The 23111-nt window shown below is 71.0% G+C and carries 16 protein-coding genes; 11 read left to right on the forward strand and 5 right to left on the reverse strand.

What is annotated here, in order from left to right:
- Positions 1-12: 12 nt before the first annotated feature.
- Entirely contained in the window at positions 13-1293 is a 1281-nt protein-coding gene (locus RV986_RS25810; RefSeq protein ID WP_475924428.1) for a PP2C family protein-serine/threonine phosphatase, read from the reverse strand.
- Between the two features lie 379 nt (positions 1294-1672).
- Here RV986_RS25810 and RV986_RS25815 point away from each other — a divergent pair, with 379 nt between their 5' ends.
- Together RV986_RS25815 and RV986_RS25820 are read left to right on the forward strand one after the other, a co-directional pair.
- Positions 1673-2116, forward strand: a complete 444-nt coding sequence (locus RV986_RS25815) for a hypothetical protein (protein ID WP_475919672.1) — start codon at positions 1673-1675, stop codon at positions 2114-2116.
- A 340-nt stretch (positions 2117-2456) separates the two neighbouring features.
- Positions 2457-3356, forward strand: a complete 900-nt coding sequence (locus RV986_RS25820; protein ID WP_475919673.1) for a hypothetical protein — start codon at positions 2457-2459, stop codon at positions 3354-3356.
- Here the strand turns inward: RV986_RS25820 and RV986_RS25825 are convergent.
- Positions 3271-4635: an aminotransferase-like domain-containing protein gene (locus tag RV986_RS25825; protein ID WP_475924429.1), complete on the reverse strand. Its 1365-nt coding sequence runs from the start codon at positions 4633-4635 to the stop codon at positions 3271-3273. The two genes, RV986_RS25820 and RV986_RS25825, sit on opposite strands and share 86 nt — an antisense overlap.
- Before the next feature lie 168 nt (positions 4636-4803).
- Between RV986_RS25825 and RV986_RS25830 the strand changes: the two genes are divergently transcribed.
- The 3 genes from RV986_RS25830 (at position 4804) to RV986_RS25840 (ending at position 8800) form a co-directional block, all read left to right on the forward strand.
- Positions 4804-5637, forward strand: coding sequence for an alpha/beta fold hydrolase (locus RV986_RS25830; protein WP_475919674.1), 834 nt, complete (start codon positions 4804-4806; stop codon positions 5635-5637).
- A 130-nt stretch (positions 5638-5767) separates the two neighbouring features.
- Positions 5768-6778 (forward strand): endonuclease/exonuclease/phosphatase family protein, encoded by a 1011-nt coding sequence (locus tag RV986_RS25835; protein WP_475919675.1) that lies wholly within the window; start codon positions 5768-5770, stop codon positions 6776-6778.
- Positions 6779-6817: 39 nt separating this feature from the next.
- Entirely contained in the window at positions 6818-8800 is a 1983-nt protein-coding gene (locus RV986_RS25840; RefSeq protein ID WP_475919676.1) for an FUSC family protein, read from the forward strand.
- A 102-nt stretch (positions 8801-8902) separates the two neighbouring features.
- Here RV986_RS25840 and snpA read toward each other — a convergent pair whose 3' ends face one another.
- On the reverse strand, positions 8903-9577 hold the full coding sequence (gene snpA, locus RV986_RS25845; protein ID WP_475919677.1) for a snapalysin: 675 nt from the start codon (positions 9575-9577) through the stop codon (positions 8903-8905).
- A gap of 198 nt (positions 9578-9775) precedes the next feature.
- On the opposite strand from snpA, the gene RV986_RS25850 reads away from it, so the two are divergent.
- Positions 9776-10717 carry a LysR family transcriptional regulator gene (locus tag RV986_RS25850; RefSeq protein ID WP_475919678.1) on the forward strand — a complete coding sequence of 314 codons (942 nt, stop codon included), beginning with the start codon at positions 9776-9778 and terminating at the stop codon, positions 10715-10717.
- Positions 10718-10817: 100 nt separating this feature from the next.
- On the opposite strand, the gene RV986_RS25855 is transcribed toward RV986_RS25850, so the two are convergent.
- A complete protein-coding gene (locus tag RV986_RS25855; protein ID WP_475919679.1) occupies positions 10818-12893 on the reverse strand; it encodes a PhoX family protein in 2076 nt (691 codons plus the stop codon).
- A 243-nt stretch (positions 12894-13136) separates the two neighbouring features.
- Between RV986_RS25855 and RV986_RS25860 the strand changes: the two genes are divergently transcribed.
- The 4 genes from RV986_RS25860 (at position 13137) to RV986_RS25875 (ending at position 21084) form a co-directional block, all read left to right on the forward strand.
- A complete protein-coding gene (locus tag RV986_RS25860; RefSeq protein WP_475919680.1) occupies positions 13137-15128 on the forward strand; it encodes a VWA domain-containing protein in 1992 nt (663 codons plus the stop codon).
- A gap of 179 nt (positions 15129-15307) precedes the next feature.
- Positions 15308-17032: a methionine--tRNA ligase gene (gene metG / locus RV986_RS25865; RefSeq protein WP_475919681.1), complete on the forward strand. Its 1725-nt coding sequence runs from the start codon at positions 15308-15310 to the stop codon at positions 17030-17032.
- Between the two features lie 269 nt (positions 17033-17301).
- Positions 17302-17778 (forward strand): hypothetical protein, encoded by a 477-nt coding sequence (locus RV986_RS25870; protein WP_475919682.1) that lies wholly within the window; start codon positions 17302-17304, stop codon positions 17776-17778.
- 144 nt (positions 17779-17922) lie between these two features.
- The gene (locus RV986_RS25875) at positions 17923-21084 is read left to right on the forward strand and encodes an FG-GAP repeat domain-containing protein (RefSeq protein ID WP_475919683.1); all 3162 of its coding nucleotides are present in this window, start codon (positions 17923-17925) and stop codon (positions 21082-21084) included.
- 64 nt (positions 21085-21148) lie between these two features.
- Here the strand turns inward: RV986_RS25875 and RV986_RS25880 are convergent, their stop codons facing one another.
- Complete coding sequence (locus RV986_RS25880) at positions 21149-22537, reverse strand: pectate lyase family protein (protein ID WP_475919684.1); 1389 nt, start codon at positions 22535-22537, stop codon at positions 21149-21151.
- 285 nt (positions 22538-22822) lie between these two features.
- Between RV986_RS25880 and RV986_RS25885 the strand changes: the two genes are divergently transcribed.
- Positions 22823-23065, forward strand: coding sequence for a hypothetical protein (locus RV986_RS25885; RefSeq protein WP_475919685.1), 243 nt, complete (start codon positions 22823-22825; stop codon positions 23063-23065).
- The last annotated feature ends 46 nt before the right edge of the window (positions 23066-23111 follow it).

Below are 23111 nucleotides of genomic sequence, written 5' to 3' on the forward strand. Positions count from 1 at the left end.
GCAAACGCCCTCCTATGGCTGGGTTGTGCCCCCGCCCGTGTCGTCCGGCGTGCCGTCCGACATGCCGTCCGCCGTGCCGTCCGACATGCCGTCCGCAGTGCCGTCCGACATGCCGTCCGCAGTGCCGTCCGACATGCCGTTCGCCGTGCCGTCCGGCGTGCCGTTCGCCGTGCCGTCGGCCGTGCCGTTCGCCGTGCCCTTCGGAGTCCCCTGCCGCCGTACCGCGAAGATCGTCGTGTCGTCGGCCAGACGCCCCCCGCAGTGGCGCAGTGTGCAGTCGCGGACGAGTTCGACGAGATGCTGCGGCTCGGCGACGCGCGGGTCCTCGGCAACGGCGCGGACCACCCGGTCGAGGAGCGGGAAGAACACGCCGTCGGCGTCGCGGGCCTCGGTCACCCCGTCCGTGACCAGCAGCAGGGTCTCGCCGACGGCCAGCGGGACCCTCAGGACCAGGGGCGGGTCGGCGGTGAACTCGGCCAGGCCCAGTGGGAGTCCGTGGCCCGGCGGCAGGGTGCGTACGCCGTCGGGGGCGACCACCAGCGGCGGCTCGTGGCCGAAGTTGACGACCTCGACGGTGTCCCGGCCGTCGTCGGGGAAGCCGACCAGGACGGCGGTGGCGAAGCGGTCGACGTCGTCGCAGCCGACCTCCCTGCGGTAGCCGATGTGCCGGAGCATCCGCACCTCCAGCCGGTCGGCGACCGTGCTCAGGGCGGGTTCGTGGTACGCCGCCTCTCGGAAGGTGCCGAGCAGCGCGGCCGCCGTCTCCACCGCGCCCAGCCCCTTGCCCTGCACATCGCCGAGGAGCAGCCGGGTGCCGCGGGGGCCCGGCTGGATGTCGAAGAAGTCCCCGCCGACCCGGGCCTCGCTGTCGGCGGCGAGGTACACGGCCGCGTGGTCCAGGCCGCCCCAGCCGGGCGGCATCGGGCGCAGCACCGCGCGCCGGGTGGTCGCGGCGACGTCCATCATGTGCAGCATGCGCCGCTCGCCGCGGATCCGGACCCCGCAGGCCAGGACGGCGAGGACACTGCCCACGCTGAGGAGGATGAAGTCGGACAGTCCGATCCGGTACTGGTGCTGCCAGGACGCGTCCACCTCGATATAGGTGATGACCGAGAGGCATGCGAAGAGGGCGGTGGTCCACACCCCGCAGATCGCCGCCGCGATGCCCGGGACGAGAACGATCCAGGAGATGATCCGGAACTGGTCGGAGGTGTTCCAGTCGGCCAGCCCGATACCGATGAGCAGGAGCAGCGGCGGCACCCAGGCGACACTGCGGCCGCGCACCCGCAGCATCTTCTGCCGCTGGACGGAGTCCTCGCGCTGCTCCGGTGGTACCGGGCCGAGCAGCGGCGACAGGTCTCGGATGCGTCGCAGGGCGCCCACGTCGCCGTACCGCCCCTTCCTCGTCAGTGCGCCACCGCCTCTCCGGGCGCGACCTCCGGGCAGCCGACCCTGCCGGTGGTGCCGAAGCGGACGAGCTTCTTGAAACTCAGCGAAACACGAGGCCAGGGCCACCGCATCCCGACTTGCCAGCCGTCCCGGCGGGGTGTGCCCTGGAAGGCAGGGGCGAGGAGAGAGGAGTGCTCCCATGACTCACGCGGCAGCCGCCTCATCGGCGTCAGGGGCACGGCATTCGACAGCAGCGGTACGGACAGCGGGAACGGTACGGACAGTGGGGACCGCGGGGATAGCGGGCTCGACATGGGCGGCGCGCACGCACCGCGCACCCGACATCTTCGACGCGCGCACCCACACCGTCGCGAAGTGGGCGGTGCCCGTCGTCGGCGGGCTGCTCTACGGGTACTGGGCGGCGGCCAACCAGCGCGACGCCGGACCGATCACCGGCTGGAACGTCCTGTTCGGGTTCGTGTGCGCGATCGTGGTCGCGGCCGCCTACATCGGCGTCCGCTGGCTGGCACCGGTGATGAGGCGCGAACTGCACGCGCTGCTGTGGACCGTGTTCGCGGGCGTCTCCTTCGGGTTCCTCTACAGCCTGACCGGTGCTTCCGTGCTGCGGTCCACGTTCACGGCTCTGGGGATCGCGGCGTTCGTGTTCGCGGGGACCTTCTACCGCTTCTACACGCACGAGGACGCGGCGGGCCATCCGGTGAGCTGACCGACGGCGCCCGGTCCGAGGGCGCGAAGGGCGCATGGTGCACGAGGTCCCGGCAGGCTGCCGGGGCCTCGTGCACCTCCCTCACTCACCTACCCCCTGGGATCGAGTCCCAGGAGCCATGGGAAGTGCCGGAAGTGCATTTCCGCCTTCTTCCCCCCAGAGCCACTTCTTCTCCCCCGAACCACTTCTTCTCCCCAGAACCAGGAAACACCCGTTCGGGTGAGCCCTCCACTTGAGAAGACGTCGTCCCCGTCGTTCGGGGCCCCGTTCGGCTTGTCGTATGCGCCCAAATGCAGTCATCCGGCTCGCGTCCGGCGCCCGCGCGGCCTTGCCTGATGGGGTGTCCCCTCGTGTCCGCGGCGCCCTGTCGGCCGTCCTGATCGTGCTCGCCTGCCTGCTCGCGCCGCTCGGCGCGCTCTCGACCTGGGCGACGTACGGGATCGGCGACGCCGAGCGTTACGAGACCTCCATGGCGCCGCTGGCCGCCGACACGGACGTGCGGGAGGCGATCGCCGGGGCCGTCACGGACGGGATCCTGCGCGAAGTCCACGTGGGGGCACGGCTCCAGGAGCCGGTGAACCACTTCGTACGGGACGCGGCGCGCTCGTTCACACAGACACCGGCGTTCCGCACGGCGTGGCAGGCGGCGAACCGGGCCGCGCACGACGCCGTGATGCGGGCCCTGCACAGTGACCGCGAGGAGGCCGTGACGATCGACCTCGCGCCGATCGCCGAGCAGGTCAAGAGTCAACTCGCCTACCAGCACATGCCGTTGGCGAACCGCATCCCCATCGAGCACACCGAGGTCACGGTGCTGTCGTCGGAGGACCTGGTCGAGCTCCGGGAGGGGTTCCACGTGCTCGAAGTCGCCGGTCTCTGGCTGCCGGTCGCGGCAGCCGTCCTCGCCGTGACGGGCATCCTCGTCGCGGTGTGCCGCAGACGCGCGGTACTGGCCACCGGGCTCGGCACGGCACTGGGCGCCACGCTGCTCGGTGTGGCGGTCTCCGTCGGCCGCCGGCTCACCCTGGCCGACCTGCCGCCCGACGTGTCCCCCACGGCGGTGGGCGCGGTCTACGACGCCCTCACGGGCACCCTGCGCCTGGTCTCCTGGGCACTGCTCGCGCTCGGCGTCACGGTGGCGCTGACCGCCCTGCTCACGACGGTGTACGCGCGACGTCGGCGAGCGTCGCGAGCGCCCGGGCCAGCCTCGGCGGAGCAGCCGACGCGAGTCCGAGCCTGACGGCGTCCGCAGCGCCCGCCGGGACGACCGAGAAGGCCGGTCCCGGGGTCACGGCGATCCCGCGCGCCGCTGCCGCCGCCGTGAACGTGTCCGCCCGCCAGCGCGCGGGCAGCTCCCACCAGGCGTAGTACGCCCGCGCGTCGGCCCGTACGCGAAAGCCGGCCAGGTGCTCGGCGACCAGCGCCTGCCGGGCCGCCGCGTCCGCGCGCTTGGCGGCGACCAGTCGCGCGACCGTGCCGTCCCCGATCCAGCGCACCGCGGCCTCCAGCGCGAACCGGCCCGCGGTCCAGGCGCCGGAGCGCAGGGCCGCCGCCACGTCCTCCACGCGGCCCTCCGGCACCACGAGAAAGCCGACGGTGAGGCCGGGCGCGACGCGCTTGGAGAGGCCGTCGACGACATAGGTGCGCTCGGGGGCGTGGGCGGCGAGGGGATCATGGCCGCTGTGGAGGAAGGACCAGATGCGGTCCTCCACGAGCGGGATGTCCAAGTCCCTTGCCACGTCGGCCAGTTGACGGCGGCGCGGGTTCCCCATCGTCGCCGACGTCGGATTGTGCAGGGTCGGCTGGACGTACACGGCGGACAGCGGCGCCGAGCGGTGGGCCGCCGCGACCGCTTCCGGGCGCAGCCCCTCGTCGTCCATGGCCAGCGGGACCAGGGTGCGGCCGAGCCGGGCGGCGATCTCCTTGACCAGGGGATACGTCAGCGCCTCGACGCCGACGCGGCCGCCCGGCCGGACGAGCGAGGTCAGCGCGGCGGCGATGGCCTGGCGGGCGTTGCCGGCGAAGACCAGCCGGGACGGGTCGGGGCGCCAGCCCGGGGTGGCCAGGAGCGTGGCGGCGGCCTCGCGGGCGGCGGCCGTTCCGGTGGCGGCGGCCGTACGCAGGGACTCCGTGAGGACGTCGGGGCGCAGGAGCGGCATCAGGGCGGCGGCGAGCAGCTCCGACTGGCCCGGCGCGGTCGGGTAGTTGAGCTCCAGGTTGACGGGGGCGGCGGACGAGGCGCCGTCCTGGCCGGGCGGGGCCGGGACGTCGGGGGACGGCTCGGCGAGGGCACGGCCCGAGGCAACCGGGGCGGCGGCCCGGACGAACGTGCCGCGCCCGACCTCGCCGACCACCAGCCCGCGGCGGACCAGTTCGGCGTAGACCCGCCCGGCCGTCGACCCCGCGATCCCGCGCCGCCGGGCGAACGTCCGCTGCGGGGGCAGCCGTTCGCCGGGCTTGAGCCGTCCGGCGGCGATGTCGTCCGCGAGCCGGTCGGCGATGCGCCGGTAGTCGTCCACCACGTGAACGTTCCCCTTTGTTCGGACTGCACGGCATTCCGGACCGCACGACTGCTCGGACCGCACGACTGCTCGGACCGCACGGCCGGATTGCACCGCACGGCCGGATTGCACCGAGGGCAAAGATCTTATTGCACCGAGGAGTTGGGCGGACCTAGGGTCGTGACCATGGCACCCTTCCTCGCGTACGAGGACAAAGGGGGCGCCGCCGATGCCACGGCGCTCCCTCTCGTCCTGATCCACGGCCACCCCTTCGACCACACGATGTGGACCCCGCAGATCACCGCCTTCTCCCGGTCCCGGCGGGTGATCGCCCCGGACCTGCGCGGCTACGGCGCCTCTCCGGTCGTCCCCGGCCTCACCCCGCTCTCCGTCTTCGCCGAGGACATCGCGGCACTGCTGGACGAGCTCGGCGTGGACCGGTTCATCCTCGCCGGACTCTCCATGGGCGGCCAGATCGCCATGGAGTGCTACCGGCTGTTTCCGGAACGGATCCGGGGGCTGGTGCTCGCCGACACGTTCCCGGCGGCCGAGACACCGGAGGGCAGGAAGGCGCGGGGTGCCATGGCGGACCGGCTGCTGCGCGAGGGGATGCGGGGGTATGCCGACGAGGTGCTGCACAGGATGGTCGCGCCGTACGCCGACCCCCGGGTCGCCGCGCGGGTACACCGCATGATGACCGGTACTCCGCCGCAGGGCGCGGCGGCGGCCCTGCGGGGGCGGGCGGAACGCCCCGACTACCGCGACCTGCTGACCCGGGTCGCCGTCCCGGCCCTGGTCGTCGTGGGCGCCGACGACGAGTACACCCCGGTCCGGGACGCGGAGGCGATGCACGCGGCGCTGCCCGACTCGACGCTGCGGGTGATCGGTTCGGCGGCGCATCTGCCGAACCTGGAGCGGCCGGAGGAGTTCGACGCGGCGCTGGCGGACTTCCTGAACGGACTCGATGCCCGAGGCGACGCCTGTGGTGAAACCTGTGGTGAAACCTGTGGCGAAACCTGACGAGACACCTGACGAGATGCCCGAGGAGATGCCCAAGGAGCAACCCTCCTCCGCTCCGTCCCGTCTTTGAGGGAGGATTTGAGGGAGGATTCGGGCACCCCACGCGGACGAGCGGAAGGCGGGCCGGAACGTGGCGACTGCGGCGGCCGAGTGGGCGGGCCCGGAGGAAAGAGCGGGGCGGCGATCGGGCGGGCGGGTCGCCGGGGCCTGGGCGGCCGGGCTGCTGCTGGCCGGGGTGAGCGCGGTGGTCGGCTGCCGGGGCGCCGACAGCGACGGGATCACCCCCGTGCCCCAGCTGCTCGCCTTCCTGCCCTGGCTCCTGGCGCCCACCGCTCTCGGGCTGCTGCTCGCCGTGCTCGCACGCTGGCGGATCGGGATGGTGTGGGGCGTGGCGGTACTGGGCGCGCTCGCCTGGTACATCGAGCCGTACGGGAGGACCAGCGAGCCGAGCGGGAATCCCGTCGCCGAGCTGCGGGTGATGACCTCCAACGTGCAGTTCGGCAGGGGAGCCGGCGCGCTCGTCGCGGAGATCCGGCGGCAGAAGCCCGGCATCGTGTTCGTGGAGGAGTGCGAGTACACCTGCTCCGGCGCGCTCAAGGACGCCTTCCAAGGCCGGGGCGGTGCCTATCCCTACCGGGCGGCCGTCGAGGGCGGCGGCTCCGAAGGATCCGTGATCATCAGCCGGTTCCCGCTCACGGCGGCGGCCGGCGTACCCGGCACGATGGGAATGCCGGGCGCCGTGGCCGACGTACGAGGGCACCCGGTACGGCTCCAGCTCGCGCATCCCATGCCGCCGCTGCCCGGCCAGGTCGGCGTCTGGCGGCGCGAGCTCGGGGAACTGCGGGACTACGCCGCCGCGGACCAGGACACCCCCACTCTCCTCGCCGGGGACTTCAACGCCTCCCAGGACCACGCCGCGTTCCGCCGCATCCTCGACACCGGCCTGCGCGACAGCGCCCGGCTGGCGGGATCCCCGCGCGCGCCCAGCTGGCCCGAGCGCACCGCCCCCGCCCTCGGCGCCCAGATCGACCATGTCCTCGTCAGCAAGGACTTCTCCGCGAACCGGGCCACCTTCCTCGGCATCACCGGCAGCGACCACCGCGCCCTCATCGTCGACATCACCCTCCACCAGCGCGAATGAGCCCGCGGGGCGAAGGCGTGACGAGGTCATAATGGGGCCATGCCCCGCCAGTTGCCCAGCGTTCTCGCCCCTCCCGACTGGCTGGTCAGGAACCTCAGGCCGAAGCAGGCCCCCATCCCCTGGGCCGCCGCCGTCCGCGCCGCCGTCGCCCTGGCCCTGCCGCTCGCGATCGGCCTCGCGGCGGGCAGACCCGCGTACGGCGCCCTCGCCTCCATGGGCGCCCTGTCCGGAGTCATCAGCGACACCGCGGACGCGTACCGGATGCGTGTCTTCACCATCGCCGTCCCCCAGCTCTTCGGCGCGGTCGGCGTCACGGTCGGCGCGCTCGTCTACGGCCAGGGCTGGGTCACCGTCTGCACCGTCACCGCCGTCGCGCTGGTGTCCGGGATGATCTCGACCATCGGCGCCGTGGCCTCCGTGTCCGGACTGCTGCTGCTCCTCAACTGCGCCATCGGCACCGGACTCCCGCTGCCCGGCCCGTGGTGGCTGGCGCCCGCCCTGATGTCCGGCGGCGGCCTCCTCGTCCTCGCACTGGCGCTGCTCGGCTGGCCACTGCGCTCGGGCATCCCCGAACGGGCCGCCGTCGCCCACACCTACCGGACCGTCGCCGACCTGCTCGCCGCGTGCGGCACCGAGGAGTACACCGACCTCCGCTTCGCCGTCACCGAGTCCCTCAACGAGTCGTACGACATCGCCCTCGCCCAGCGCGCCTTCCACCACGGCCGCAACCCCGACCTCGCCCGGCTGCTCGCCCAGCTGAACGCCGTCACACCCGTCATCGAAGCCGCCCCGGCCGCCCACCAGTACGGCGTGCCGCTGCCCCCCGAGGTCCCCGCCGCCGTACGCCACCTCGCCGACGCCGTCGAGAGCGGCCGCACCGGCCCCATGGGGATCGACCTCCCGGCCCCGACGAACGAGACCTCGCGCGCCGTCGACCACGCGCTGCGCCACGCCGCCGCGGTCGTCGGAGACCGGTCCACCGGAAAGGCGTTCCTGCACAACGTCGACGACCGCCTCGGCATCCCCCAAGCTCTCGACTCCGCTCGAACAGGGGGGACCCCCATCGCCGCTCTGCAGGTCCGTGCCACCCGCGCCGCCCGCAGCGTCCTGCTGTCCGCCGCCTCCTGGCGCTACGGCCTGCGCCTGGCCGTCTGCATCGGCCTCGCCCAGTGCCTGATCTCACTGGTCCCGGTGTCGCGCTCGTACTGGATCACGCTCACCGTCACCTTCGTCATGAAGCCCGACTTCGGGTCGGTCTTCTCCCGGGCGCTGCTGCGGGCGCTCGGCACGGTGGCCGGGCTCGTCGTCGCGGCCGGCATCCTCAAGGTGGTGCCGCTCGGCTGGTCGGACGTCTGGGTCCTGTTCGTCCTCGCCCCGCTCATCCCGGTCCTCACCCCACGCGGCTACAGCTACCAGACCGCCGCCATCACCCCGGTGATCCTGCTGCTGTCCGACGTCCTCAACCACAAGGGCACGGCCCTGCTCGTCCCCCGGCTGCTGGACTCCCTCATCGGCTGCGCCATCGCCCTCGTCGCCGGCTATCTGCTGTGGCCCGAGAGCTGGCACACCCGGGTCGGCGACCGCCTCGCGAACACGGTCGCGGACACCGCCCGCTATGTGGAGTACGCCTTCGGGGAGAACGTCGACCCCGCCGCCCGCGCCCGTATGCGGCGCCGCCTCTACCGCGACCTGTCCGCCATCCGTACGGAGTTCCAGCGCGCCCTGACCGAACCGCCGCCGAACGGCCGGCGGGCCGCCGCCTGGCTGCCGCTCGTGGTCGCCTCCGAACGGATCGTGGACGCCACGACGGCGGCCGGGGTACGCGTCCGGCACGGGGCCCGGCACCCCTCCCCGGCCGAGGTGGCCCATGTCGTACTGCAACTGCGGGAGCTGGCGGACGGACTGCGCGAGACGGACGTCCTCGTCGCGGTCCGTACGGATCTCACGGGGCCGGAGGGCAGTGTGCTCGAACCGCTCCGGCAGGAGGTCGCGGCGGCCCGCTCCATCGCCTCGCCGCACTGACCCGCCGGTCCCGGGACAGGGGGGTGCGGGCCGCCCGTGCAGGGAGCGGCCCGCACCTGTGGGGGGTGGGACTGGCCGGCTGTACGTCAGTGGGGGCCGGCGTCAGCGGACGTTGGTCTTGCCCAGCGCCTTGTCCAGTGCCTGTGCGAGACCGTTGGCCCAGAGCTGGTTGACGCGGGACCGCTCGGTCGCGTTGGGGATCGCGTTGGTGCAGGACGTGCCGGGGCCGCCGCCCGACATCAGTTCGCTGCACGGGCCGGTGTAGTGGTCGGGCAGACCGAGCACATGGCCGGTCTCGTGCGCGGTGATACGGATCGGGTCGTACTGCCGGCTCTGCGCGTAGTCGAGGAAGACGTACCCGCTGCCGTGGCCGTCCGTGGAGGCGTACGAGCCACGCGAGTCGTTGCCCTCGCGGTAGGTGAAGTCGGCGCTCGACGCGGTGCCCGCCTGGAGCTTCACGTTCGTCACCGCGCTGTTCCATATCTGGGTGCTGCGCGCTATCTGGGCGCTGAAGGAGGGCGCGCGCGAGGCGTTGTAGATCACCGTCACGGCGGCGGCGCTGCTCGGGTTCGCGGCGCGCTTCTCGGCGACGGACCTGATGACCGCCTGGAAGAACGCCTGGTTGGCCTTGGCCTCCTCGCCCGAACCGGAGTAGCCCGCGTAGGCGGCGGACGTGGACACGGGGGCGGGCGCCGCCGTGGCCGGGACCGTGCCGAGCGCGGCGGCCGTGAGGCCCAGACCGACCGCGGCCGAGAGCAGGGGCAGGGACAGTCGCATCGATGACTCCTCATGTGGGGGGTGAAGTCGTCATCGGTGAGTGTCGATGTCTGTGCGCCCGCTGTGATGATGGCAATCGGCGATAGCACCGCCCTATCGAGGAACCCGCCGACGCGTCCCGGTGCGCCCAACTCGCCTGTTTTGAAAGGGGTTTGTGCGTCTGGTGAAAGCCCTTCCATCGCCTTAGGCTCCGCAGGCATGGAGCTTGAGGTCAGGCACCTTCGTGCGCTGTGCGCCATCGCCGACACCGGCAGCCTGCACCGCGCCGCGCGCCAACTCGGCGTCGCCCAGCCCTCGTTGAGCACACAGCTGCGCCGGATCGAACAGGAGCTGGGCGGGGAGCTGTTCATCCGCGAACGGACCGGCTGCCGCCCCACCCCGCTGGGCCGGATCGTCCTCGGCCGGGCCCGTCCCCTGGTGGCCGAAATGCGGTCCCTGGTCGCGGAGGCACGGGCCGCCGCCGCGGACGGCCTCCAGCTGCGCATCGGCTCCACCGCGAGCCGTGCCCTCGCGGGCTGGCTGCGCCGGCTGCGCGAACGCCGCCAGGAACCGCTCCTCCAGATGGACGTCTCCCCGAACGCCCTGCTCAACCTGGTCGCGGAGGGCCGGCTCGACGCGGCCTTCGTGCACGAGGTGGAGGGCTGCCCGCTGCGCATCCCGGACGGGCTGCGGCTGCGCGTCCTGGTCGAGCGCGAACCCCAGTTCGTGTCCCTGCCGGGCGACCACCCGGCCGCCGCGCGCTCCGTCGTACGCCTCGCCGAACTGGCCGAGGACCGCTGGATGATCGACCCGACGGTCGACGGCGAGTGGGACGCCGTGCACCGGATGCTGCGCTCGGCCGGGCTCAACCCGCGGGTCCTGCACGGCGACTACCACACCGCGGCGTCCCTGGTCGCCACCGGCGAGGTCGTCACGGTCTGTCAGCCGACCCGCCAGTCCGGCCCCGAAACGGCGGTCCGCCGCCTGCACGGGGACCCCCTCGGCGTACGCCTGCTGCTCGCGGCCCGTACGGAGGCGGACCTGGACAGCGTCTATCCGGAACTGGCGGCGGCGTACTGGGAGACGGCACGGCAGGCACCCGCGTACCGGGAGTGGCTGGAACACAGCGGTGTGAACACCCCGGTTCCAGCCCTCCCCTAACACCCGTAACACCCGGTGACACCCGGTGACACCCGGTGACACCCGGCGAGTGAGCCGAAGGGGCGCGCCGGAGGCGAACCGAGCCCAAACAAGGGGTGGCTCAGACGCCGATGTCGCAGCCGTCCGTACGCCACACCGTGACGACCGCCGGGCGCACGATCTTTCCGGGCCCGTCGGGCCAGTTGCTCGCCGGCTTCTCCACCGACGCGCCGTCGACCTCGCCCGGGTGCTGGACGGCGACGAGTACCCGCCGGTCCTGGATGATCGGCCCGCAGGTCTCGGCACCGTTCGGCACGGTCAGGAACTGTTTCAGCTCACCGCGCCGCTCGCCCTTGGTCGCCACGCCCAGCAGGCCGTCGTGCGAGCCGAGCTGGTTGCCGTCCGTGGAGATCCACAGGTTGCCGTGCGGGTCGAAGGCCACGTTGTCCGGGCAGGAGATGGGGCTGACCTTGTCCTTCGGGAAGCCCGCGAAGTACGTGGCCGGGTCGGCCGGGTCGCCCGCGACGAGGAACAGCGACCAGCCGAAGGTGGTCGCCTCGGCGCGGTTGCGGCGCTCGGTGAGCTCCAGGATGTGCCCGTGCTTGTTGGCGTTGCGCGGATTGGCCTCGTCGGCGCCCGCGGACCCGGCCTTGCCACGGTTGGTGTTGTTGGTCAGAGCGACATAGACCTTGCCGGTGCGCGGGGAGGGCTGGATGTCCTCGGGCCGGTCCATCTTGGTGGCGCCTACCTTGTCACCGGCGAGCCGGGTGAAGACGAAGACCTCGTCGGCCGTCATCCCCGCCACGTGCGAGACGGCGCCGTGGGCGGTGGCGGTGGCCAGCGGAATCCACTCACCGCTGCCGTCGAACTCCCCGTCCGTCGGGAGCTTCCCGCTGCCGTCGATGTCGGCCGCCGGGGAGTCGCCGGTGAGCCGGGCGACGTAGAGCGTCCCCTCGTCGAGCAGGGAGAGGTTGTGCTCACGGACGGAGCGCGAGGAACCGTGCCGCATCCGCTTGCTGCCGACGAACTTGTAGAAGTAGTCGAAGCGCTCGTCGTCGCCGGTGTAGACGACGGGCCGCCCGTCGTCCGTCAGCCGCACGGTCGCGGCCTCGTGCTTGAAGCGGCCCAGCGCGGTGTGCTTGCGGGGCGTGGAGGTCGGGTCGTACGGGTCGAACTCGACGACGTAGCCGAAACGGTGCGACTCGTTGGGCTCCTGCGCCACGTCGAACCGCTTGTCGAACCGCTCCCACTTGCGCTCGGTGGCGGTGGTGCCGATCCCGTACCGCTTGTCCGTGTCGCTGCTCGCGTTGGCGAAGTACTGGTTGAAGTTCTCCTCGCCGTGCAGCGTGGTGCCCCAGGGGGTGGTGCCGCCGGAGCAGTTGTTGAGCGTGCCGAGGACCTTGCGTCCGGTCGGGTCGGCGGAGGTCTTGAGCAGGTCGGATCCGGCGGCGGGGCCGGTGAGCCGGAACTCGCTGGTGGCGGTGACACGACGGTTGAGGTGGTGACGGGTGACGGCCGTGAGCTTGCCGGTCCTCCGGTCCTCCTCGACCACGACGGCGGACAGGCCGTGGGCGGCCCACGCCACCTCGACCTGCTCGCGGGTGGGGTTCGCGGGGTCGTACCCGCGGAACATCAGCACCTCGTCGGTGTACTCGTGGTTGGCCACGAGAAGCTGGCGTCCACGCTCGCCGGGCAGCGGCAGCAGGGCGAGGAAGTCGTTGTTGTAGCCGAACTGACCCGCCTGCGACCGGGCGGTCTGGTGCTCCGGGTCGAAGGCGGGGGCGCCGCGGAGGATGGGCTCACCCCAACGGATGACGACATTCTGGCCATATCCGTTGGGGACGGTCACGGCGTCGGCGGTGTTGGGGGCGACGGCGTTGAAGCGGAGACCGCGCGCGGCCTTGTCGACCGTGTGGGCCGTGGCGCTCGCCTGCGCCACTGCTGCCGCCCGGGCCTCCGGGGCGCCGGTACCGACGACGGCCGCGCCGGTCGCCGTGGTGACCGTGACGACGGCCGCGGCCCGCATCATCGAACGGCGACTGAGCGCAGTGGCGATGACATCACCGACGTACGTGTTGTCGCTGGTGTTGGGCACCTCGTGGAAGCAGGCGTCACCACAACGGAAGCGGCAGGTCAAAGCGGACCGCCCGCCGGGATGCGAGCCGGGCGTTTCGATCAACGGCAGCAGTCTGCGCACTTTACTCTCCCCATACGAATCCTTGGTTTGAGCGTGACGCTAGGGGGACGTGGGTGCAAAGGCACGGCGCCCGAATGAACGGCGCGTGAACCTACTCAATCCGCAGGGGACTTGATAACGCTCTTGACACCGCTACCTGTCGGTACCCGACCCTGCCCAAGATCGCCGACAACGGCCGCTAACCTTACGTGTCCGTCCTGGCCAGGGATTGACGGGCTTCAACTCATGCGAAGGGTTGCGCACATGGGCATTCTCACTCTCCTGCGGAACGCGTTCGGCCGCTCACGCCAGGGGCGTGACGCCGACGCGGAGACCTCGCCGACGGAGGCTTCGTCTTCCACGGTCCCGGCCCAGGCGGCCGAGTCCGAGGCCGCACCGGCGCCTGCCGAGGTGGCCGAACCAAAGATCCCCGCGCCGTCGTCCGAACCGGAACCGGAGCCCAAGCCGGAACCCAAGTCGTCCGTCGTGGACGAACTGGTGTCCGCGGCATTCGACAACGTCACCGTCCCCAAGCCAACGGACACCCCACCTGACCCCAACCCCGAGCCCGCACCGAAGCCCGAGGCCGAGGCTGTGACCAAGGCTGAGGCGGAGGTTGTGGCAGAGGCCGAAGCTGAGGCTGAGGCTGAGGCTGAGGCTGTGACCAAAGCTGAGGCGGAGGTTGTGGCGGAGGCCGAGGCTGCAACCAAGGCTGAGGTTGTGGCGGAGCCCGCCGCGGAGCCCGAGTCCAAGGCTGAGACCGAGGTTGCGGCCGAACCCGAGGTCGCGGCCAAGGCTGAGCCTGCCGCTGAGCCCGAGCCTGAGGTTACGACCGAGCCCGAGGTTGCGGCCGAGGCCGAGGCCGAGTCTGCGCCTGAGACCGAGGTCGCAGCGGAGGCCGAACCCGAGGTCGCTGCAGAGGCTGCGGCTGAGGCCGAGCCCAAGGCCGCCGCCGAGCCCGAAGCCGAAGCCGAGGCTGTGGTGGAGGCGCCCGCGTCCGAGCCGAAGCCCGTGGTCGAAGCCGAGCCGGCCGTCGAGCCCGAGCCGGTCGCCGAGGTCCCGAAGGTTTCCGAGCCGGAGGTCACGGAGCCGAAGGCGGAGGAGCCCGTAGCCACCGAGCCTGAGGTCACGGAGCCCGAGGTCACGGAGCCGAAGGCGGAGGAGCCCGTAGCCACCGAGCCGGTCGCCACCGAGCCCGAGGTCACGGACCCCGAGGTCACGGAGCCGAAGGCCGCCGAGCCTGTCGCCGCCGAGCCGGAGGCCGAGGCGCCCGTCGCCGTCGAGCCCGAGCCCACTCCGGAACCCGCCACCGCCGAAGCCCCGGCGGAGCCCGCGGCCGAGGAGACTCCGGAACCGGTCGCCACGGAAACCCCCGCTGCCGTCACCGAAGAGACCCCCGAGCCCGCGCCCGCGGAAACCCCGGAACCGGTCACCGAAGAGACCCCCGAGCCCGTCGTCGTCGAGGAGGTCGAGAAGGTCGAGGAGATCGTCCCGGTCGCCGCGTCGGCGGACGAGCCGGCGGCCGCCGACGGCGATCAGCCCCCGGCGGGGCCACCCGCACCCGAGGCCGAGGCCGACGCCACGGACACCACCCCCGCCACCCCCCTCACCCGCATCAAGACCGACGCCCCCGACCTCGTCACCGCGTACAACGAGGCCGACACCACCCTCAAGACCCACCACCTCACCGGCACCAGGGCGAAGGTCTACCTCGTCCTGGACCGCTCCGCGTCGATGCGCGCGTACTACAAGGACGGCTCCGCCCAGGCCCTCGGCGAGCAGGCCCTCGCCCTCGCCGCCCACCTCGACCCCGAGGCCAAGGTCCAGGTCGTCTTCTTCTCCACCGAACTCGACGGCACCGGCGAGCTCACCCTCCCCGAGCACGAGAACAAGATCGACGACCTGCACGCCGGCCTCGGCCGTATGGGACGTACGAGCTACCACATCGCCGTACAGGAAGTGCTGGCGCAGCACGACAAGGCGGACGACCCCACCACCCCGGCCCTGGTGATCTTCCAGACGGACGGCGCCCCGGACGCCAAGACCCCCGCCACCCAGTCCCTCACGGACGCGGCGGCGAGCCACCCCACCGTCTTCTTCTCCTTCGTCGCGTTCGGCGAGCACGACAACAAGGCCTTCGACTACCTCCGCAAGCTGAAGACCGACAACACGGCCTTCTTCCACGCGGGTCCGACCCCGCGCGAGCTGACGGACGCGGAGGTCTACGAGGGCGTACTGGTCAACTGGCGCCCGTAAACCCCGCAAGAACCGCAACCCGTAAGAACCGCCGGAGGCCGCCCGTTTCCCACCCCTTGAAAAAGGGAAACGGGCGGCCCACCCATGTCGGCTACGATTTCAAGGTTCGTAAAGACGACCGGCGACACGACCTGAGCCGCCGACCGTCACCCCACGTAGCGACTTGGGAGCAGCCCGCGATGGCTCGACACCTCATCACCAGCGCCCTTCCGTACATCAACGGGATCAAGCACCTGGGCAACATGGTGGGGTCCATGCTCCCGGCGGACGTGTACTCCCGGTACCTCCGCCAGCGCGGCCATGACGTCCTCTACATCTGCGCGACGGACGAGCACGGCACCCCGGCCGAGCTGGCGGCGAAGGAGCAGGGCATCCCGGTCGACGAGTTCTGCGCGCAGGCGCACGACGCGCAGAAGGCGGTCTACGACGGCTTCGAGCTGGCCTTCGACTATTTCGGCCGCAGCTCCAGCCCGCAGAACCGCGAGATCACCCAGCACTTCGCACGCCGTCTGAACGAGAACGGCTTCATCGAAGAGCGCGCGATCCGCCAGGTGTACTCCCCGGCCGACGGCCGCTTCCTCCCGGACCGTTACGTCGAGGGCACCTGCCCCCACTGCGGCTACGACAAGGCCCGCGGCGACCAGTGCGAGAACTGCACGCGCGTCCTGGACCCGACCGACCTGATCAACCCGCGCAGCGCCATCTCCGGCTCGACGGACCTGGAGGTCCGCGAGACGAAGCACCTCTTCCTCCTCCAGTCGAAGCTGCAGAGCGAGGTCTCGGAGTGGGTGGCGCAGCACGAGCACGAGTGGCCGCAGCTCGCCTCCTCCATCGCCCGCAAGTGGCTGACGGAGGGCCTGCACGACCGTGCGATCACCCGTGACCTGGACTGGGGCGTTCCGGTCCCGGCCGATACCTGGCCGGAGCTGGCGGCGGAGGGCAAGGTCTTCTACGTCTGGTTCGACGCGCCGATCGAGTACATCGGCGCGACGAAGGAGTGGTCGGACCTGGACCCGGAGAACCGGGACTGGAAGTCGTGGTGGTACGAGGCGGACTCCGGCGAGAACCCCGTCCGCTACACGGAGTTCATGGCGAAGGACAACGTCCCCTTCCACACCGTCATGTTCCCGGCCACCGAGCTGGGCGTGCGCGAGCCGTGGAAGAAGGTCGACTACGTCAAGGCCTTCAACTGGCTGACGTACTACGGCGGGAAGTTCTCCACGTCCCAGAAGCGCGGTGTCTTCACCGACCACGCCCTGGACATCCTGCCCGCCGACTACTGGCGCTACTTCCTGATCGCCAACGCGCCCGAGTCGGACGACTCGTCCTTCACCTGGGAGCACTTCACGGCCACGGTGAACAAGGACCTGGCCGACACCCTCGGCAACTTCGTCAACCGTGTCCTGTCCTTCTCCAAGAAGCGCTTCGGCGAGGAGGTCCCGGCGGGCGCCGAGGCGGGCGAGGCGGAGGCGAAGCTCGGCGGGGAGATCGCGGGCCTGCTGGCCGAGTACGAGACCCAGATGGAGGCCCTCCAGTTCCGCAAGGCCGCGGCGGCGCTGCGCGCCCTGTGGTCGGCCGGCAACTCCTACCTGGAGGAGAAGGCCCCCTGGCTGGAGATCAAGACCGACCCGGACGGCGCGGCTCTGACCCTGCGGACGGCGATGAACCTGATCCACCTCTACTCGGTGGTCTCGGAGCCGTTCATCCCGGCGTCCTCCCGCGCGATGCGTTCGGCGTTCGCGCTGACGGACGACACGGCGGTGTGGGTTTCGGCGGACGAGGCGAGGTCCCTGTCCGCCGTCCCCGCGGGCACCCCCTTCACGGTTCCCCCGGTCCTCTTCGCCAAGATCACGGACGAGGACCTGGAGTCGTACAAGGAGCGCTTCGGCGGCGCACCGGAGTAGTGACGGCGTAGGGAGGGGCCGGCGTCGCTTCGGTGGCGCTGTTGGCGAATCCATTCGGTGATGTCGGTCCTGCCCCATGTGTGCCGGAAGCCGTGAACACTTACACGTTTAAGTGTTCACGGTTTCCGAGCAGGGTGTCCGCCGTCGATGGATTCGCCAACAGCATCCCGCTTCGGTGCCGGGCCCCTCTTTCCCGTCCTCCGTCTCACCCCTCGGCCGGAAACCGACCCCGCTGGTGACATGCTCTTGACCACCCGTATGGTTTCGCCATGGCAGTCCCTCCGGTCGTCCCGATCGCCTACGCGCCGAAGTCCCGCACCGAGAGCATCGGTCGCTACGCGGACGGCCAGTTCCTGGCATCGATCACGTACGCGTTCCCCGAGGGGTACCGGCCCGACGACGGCTGGGAGCAGCACAAACGCCTCTACACCGTGCTCCACACCTTCGACGCCGAGGGCCGCTACCGCGACTCGGAGATCTGGTGCGCGGGCACCTGGGCGGAGCAGCAACAGGTCCCGGACGGCGCGGACTCGGTCCTCTCCCGGGCCAGGGCCCATCTGGCGAAACTCCTGCGGAGCCTGCCCCGCCGCTCCTACACGGACATCGCGGTCCGTCCCTTCCAACGCACCGTCGACGGCGTCCTCTTCGGCCTGGTGATCAGGGAGGACGAAGAGGAGACCTGGGCCGAGCTCTACCCGGACCGCCTCGCGTTCGGCGAGCCGTGGGACGGCCGGTACGACACCTGAGCCACTCGGCGGCACGCCGCAGTGACCGCCCCCCCGCCGTCACCTTTTAGCCTCCCTTTGCTCTTTCTTGAAGAAAATTGAGACTCGCTGGTAGCATCCCGCCACTTGGCGGGGGTGGGGACCCTCGCGGGGAGGGAAACTCACGTGGGCAGACACGCCCTGAGACGGGGCGGTCTGACCGCCGCCGTCTCCACACTCGCCGTCGCCGTCACGGCCGCGGCGGTCACCGTGTTCGCGGAGGGTCCGGGCGGCTCCTCCGCCCAGGCGGCCCCGGCAGCGGGCACCGTTACCAAGGAGATCACGCTCGTCGACCCGAGCTCGGACACTCCGCGCGTCGACCGGCCGCTCACCGCCGGCGCCACCGGCTTCCTGCACCGGCAGAACGGCGTCGCCGGACTGCTGTGGACGGACTACGAGGACGGCACCACCGTCACCGTCGAGAACGCGGGCGGCGTCTACACACCTGTCTCGCCCTGCGCGTCCCTGGGTTCGGAGTGCCGGACGGCCTGGTTCGGCTCGGACAGCGACCTGGTCGCCCTGCCGACGGCCTCGGCCGGCAAGTCCGTCACTCTCTGGGACCCGGCGACGCGCACGACCTCGACCGTGACCTCGGACTACTACTACCGGGCGCTGGCCGGTGACACCGTCGTCACCGGCCGCACGCTGATCGACTCCGTGGACGGCGAGCGGCGCGAACGCCCCGTCACGGGTGACTGGCCGACCCTCCAGGACAAGGCGGTCGTGGCCGCCGACTCCTCCGGTGTCCTGGTCGAGAACAGCGACGACCTGTACTACGCGGACATCGCCTCGGCCGTGGGCACCCGTGCCTTCACGGACATCGCCGCCGGCGCGTTCCCCGTGCAGAGCGAGGACCGGATCGGCTGGTACGAGCCCAGCACCGGCGACCTCCACCTCAAGTCCCGTACCGACCCGGCCGCGGCAGAACAGGTCGTCGACCTCCCGCAGATCGAGCTCATCGGCGGGCCACGCCTCGGCTCCCTCGACGGCGAACCGGTGCTGACCGGCGACTGGCTGCTGCTGCCCACGCACACACGTACCGGCACCGCGATCACGGCCATGTCGCTCGCCGACGGCTCCTCCCGGACCCTGCTGGGAACCGCCGGCTACTACGCGATCCATGCTCCCGGCGACGACGCTCTCGTGACCGGCGGCACCGGCGCCACCGACTGGTGGGTGCGGCGCGTCGGCCAGGCCGCGGACGGCTCCGTGGAGCTGACGAAGGTGCGGGAGATCCCGGCGACGGAGAACACCAAGACGGGCCTCGCGCTCAGCCGGGGCAGCCTGCGCGTGGCGGAGCACGACCCCGCCCGCACCTACGCCACCACATCGGTACGGACCCTGACCACGGACGGCGGCACCACGCTGACCGCCTCCGACGCCACGGCGGGCTCCTCGGTCGACGCCGCGTGCCCGTACGCCGGCATCACCTGCTCGGGGCTGTGGGGCAACCGCGGCTCCGGCCCCTACGACGTCTACCTCGAGACGTTCAGCGACGTCGACGAGGGGGGCAGCGGCCTCCCGAGGGCCGACCGGCTGGTCAGGATGAGTGACGGCGGGGGCGTCGTCGAGCTGAAGTTCGCCACCGAGGGCGGCGCGATCGTGGACGTCTCCGACGACTACGCGGTCTACGACTCCGGCGGCGCCACGCCCATGCAGTACGTCGGTGACTTCGACGAGGGCCAGAAACTGAAGCGCTCGGTCCGCGCCGCCGCCCTCAACGGCTCCACCCTCTGGAGCGCCACCTCCACCGCCGGCAAGCTCACCTCGTACAGCCTGACCGAGAACAAGACCCTCTCCACGGTCACGGTCCCGGGCGCCGGCTGCGTCCCGACCGAACTCCAGGCGGCGGGCCGCTGGGTGTACTGGTCCTGCGGGAACTCCGCGGGCGTGTACGACACCAGGGCCGGTACGTCGGTGGCCACCCGGCCCGGTGATGTGCTGCTCGGCGACGGATTCACCGTGCGCCACGACCACGCGAGCGACGAACTCGTCCTGACCGACGCGACCACCGGTACGACCCGGGTCGTCGCCTCCGGGCTCCCGGACTCCGGTCTGGCCGCCGACCGCCGCTACCGGTGGACGGTGGACGAGTACACGGGTCTGGTCGCCTGGTTCGACACGTACGAGCGGACGCACGTCGCGACGACCGGGGTGGCCCCGTCCAACCCGACCCTGTTCGAGGCGGTCACCGACGACATCGTCTGGCCGAAGGAGTCGAGCACCGAGTACAAGACGTGGAACGGCCGCTGGCTGGTGTCCCGCCCGGTCACCTCCTGGTCCCTGACGTTCACCTCGGTCGAGAGCGGCGAGACCGGCAGGGCCACCCGCACCGTCACCGGTGGCGCCGCCACGGCACGGCTGTCGGCGGACTGGAACGCGAAGGCGACGGACGGGAGCTACTTCCCCAACGGACGTTTCACGTGGAACCTCAGGGCGACCGCCCTCGGCAGCTCCACGGCGACCAGCTTGGCCGGCGGCACGGGATCGGTGATCGGCGGCTCGGCGGTACGCCACGACTTCGGCAGCCTCGACGGCCCGGACGGCGTCGGTGATCTCCTCACCCTCAGCTCCTCGGGCGGCCTGACCTACCAGCTCGGCACCGGCAGCGGCACGTTCTCCGCCAGGACGACCGGCACCGGCTGGGCCACCACCATCAAGGCGGTCCCGTTCGGCGATCTGAGCGGCGACCGCTGCAACGACGTCCTGGTGCGGCTGAGCAGCGGGGCCCTGCGCCTGTACAAGCCCGGCTGCTCCAGCGCGGTCAAGCCGTCGACGCCGTACACGACGATCGGCACCAGCGGCTGGACCCAGTACGACACCCTGACCTCACCCGGCGACATCAGCGGCGACGGCCGCCCCGACCTCATCACCCGCAATACGTCCACGGGTGCGGTCTACCTCTACAAGGGGACCAGCACGGGGAAGCTGTCCGCCCGCGTGAAGCTCTACGACAACTGGAAGACGTACAAGAAAATCATCGGCGCCGGCGACCTCAACGGCGACGGCATCGGCGACCTGCTCGCCCAGGACAAGGCCAACAACCTCTACCGCTACAACGGCAGGAGCAACGGCACCTTCGGGCCCCGCGTGAAACTCTTCACCAACTGGGGAGCCGCCTACAACGCGGTCGTCGGCACCGGCGACCTCAACCGCGACGGCAAGGCCGACCTCGTGGCCCGCGACACCAGCGGCAAGCTCTGGCGCCAGAACGGCAACGGGGCCGGTTCCTTCGGCAGCCGTACACAGATCGCCACGGGCTGGGGCGGCTACAAGACGCTGTCCTGAACCTCACGGATACGACAGGGCGCCCGGGACTTTCCAGCCCCGGGCGCCCTCTACGTACCCGTACCTACGACGTCAGCACCGCGCCGGTGGTGGTGGCCAGCTCGGTGGGAAGGTTCTTCGCGGAGGACTGGATCCCGGCGTTCAGGGTCGGCGTCCAGTTGACGGTCGTCTTCAGCTTCTTCGAGCTCGCGGCGTTGTACGCGGCGACGAGGTCGGTGGAGGTGCCGTTGACGAGGTTGCCGCTGCCGGCGATCGAACCGGTGCCGTCGCCGCTGAGCAGCTTCGCGACCTTCTGGCCGGCGGAGACCTTCCAGTAGTTGTCCTCGGCGACGACCTGCGCCTTGGCACGGGAGTTGATGCTGTAGAGGACCGTGTACCCGTTGACGGTCGTGGTGTCGAAGTAGTTGTTGTAAAGGTGCACCTGCCCGATACGGGTGAGCGGCGCCCGCTGGATGATCCCCTTCCACACGTTGTGGTGGATGGAGACGCGCAGCTTGCCGACGCTGTCCGTGTCGCTGCTGCCGATCAGCATCGTCTTGTCGTGGTTGGTGAACTGGTTGCGCTCGACGGTCACCAGGTCGGAGCCGTTGGTGATGTCGAGGTCGCCGTCGTGGATCTGGTACTCACGGCCGTAGTACTTCTTGTTGGCGCTGTCGAACGAGGGCGCGTCGGTGAAGGTGTTGTGGTCGGCCCACACATGGGTGGCCCCGCGCAGGGTGACGGCGTCGTACGCGGAGTTCCAGTTGCCGCTGTCGCCGTCGGTCGGGTCCCACTGCGGGAAGCAGTCCTCGGTCGCGGAGAAGGTCAGATTGCGGACGATGACATCGTCGACGCTCTGCACCTGCAGACTGCCGCCGGTGATCCCGGCCTTGGTGCCCGGCACACCCACGATGGTGGTGTGGGCGGGCACCTTGAAGACGATGTTCTTCGCCTGCTTCTGCTTGGCCGCGTCACGGGCCTTCTCCTGCGTGCCGGAGGGCAGCTTGGAGGTGCCGTAGGTGGCCGGATCGTAGGCCTTCAGGTAGGCGGCCAACGAGTAACCCGTACCGGCGGAGTAGTCGGCGCAGGTCAGCTTCTTGCCGGAGTCGTCGGTGTTGGCGTCGATCGTGCCCTTGACCTGGATGATCTTGGGCGTGGAGTTGTCGGCCTTGCCCAGCGCCTTCACGAGCTGGGCGCGGGTGCTGACGGTGTAGACGTGCGCGGAGTCGGCCTGCGAGCCACCGGTAGTTCCCGACCCGGAGGCCGCCCAGCCGTCCTTGGCGGGCAGCACCTGGTGCGCGAGGTCGACCGTACCCGCGTTCGCGTTCATCACGAAGGCGACGGCACCGAGCCCGACGGCCGACACGGCCGCGGCCGAGACGATGACGGTACGGCGCTTACGGAGGGACCTGCGGTGCGAGGGGGATGCCACGGATGAGTCCTTACGTGGTGGTGAACGGTGTTTCTGACTCATCAGTGGTCACGGCGACCGAAAAGGTTGCCGCCCTTTTTTCAACCTGCCGGACGGGGGTCCGGTTCACCACGCACGGTCCGCGCGGAGAACGGCACCCTCAGGATCGGCGTCTGGGACGCGGACCCCACGCCACCCCGCCCGGCACGCCACTCCGGACGCCGAAACGGGCCGCGGCCCCGCACTTGTCCACAGCTGTGCGAGCACCTGGGGATGGGTTCACCAACGGGACGTCAGAAACATCGTCGGCACCGGCAAGTACATCTGGTGCGAACTGACCCCGGCAGCGTGAACGTTCCATCGACCCCCGAAAGAGTGATCCTCGCCCCGGTGTTCGCGGTACTCGGCATCCCGTTACCCGAGAAGGTGACCGTGGACACGCTCACCTCCGACGTGACGGAGATCCGGCCGGTGGAGCGCCGCGTGGACACCGTGCTGCGCATCGCCCCGTCCGTCGGAGACACCTTCGTACTCGTCTGGACAACTCCCTGGGGAAGACCCCGGCGGGAGAAAAGTGGAGGGAAATCTTGAGTTTCGTCAGCTACTTCCCCGGCCGGGGCACGGACTGATGCCTACA

This window comes from Streptomyces sp. RLA012 (genome assembly GCF_056270325.1).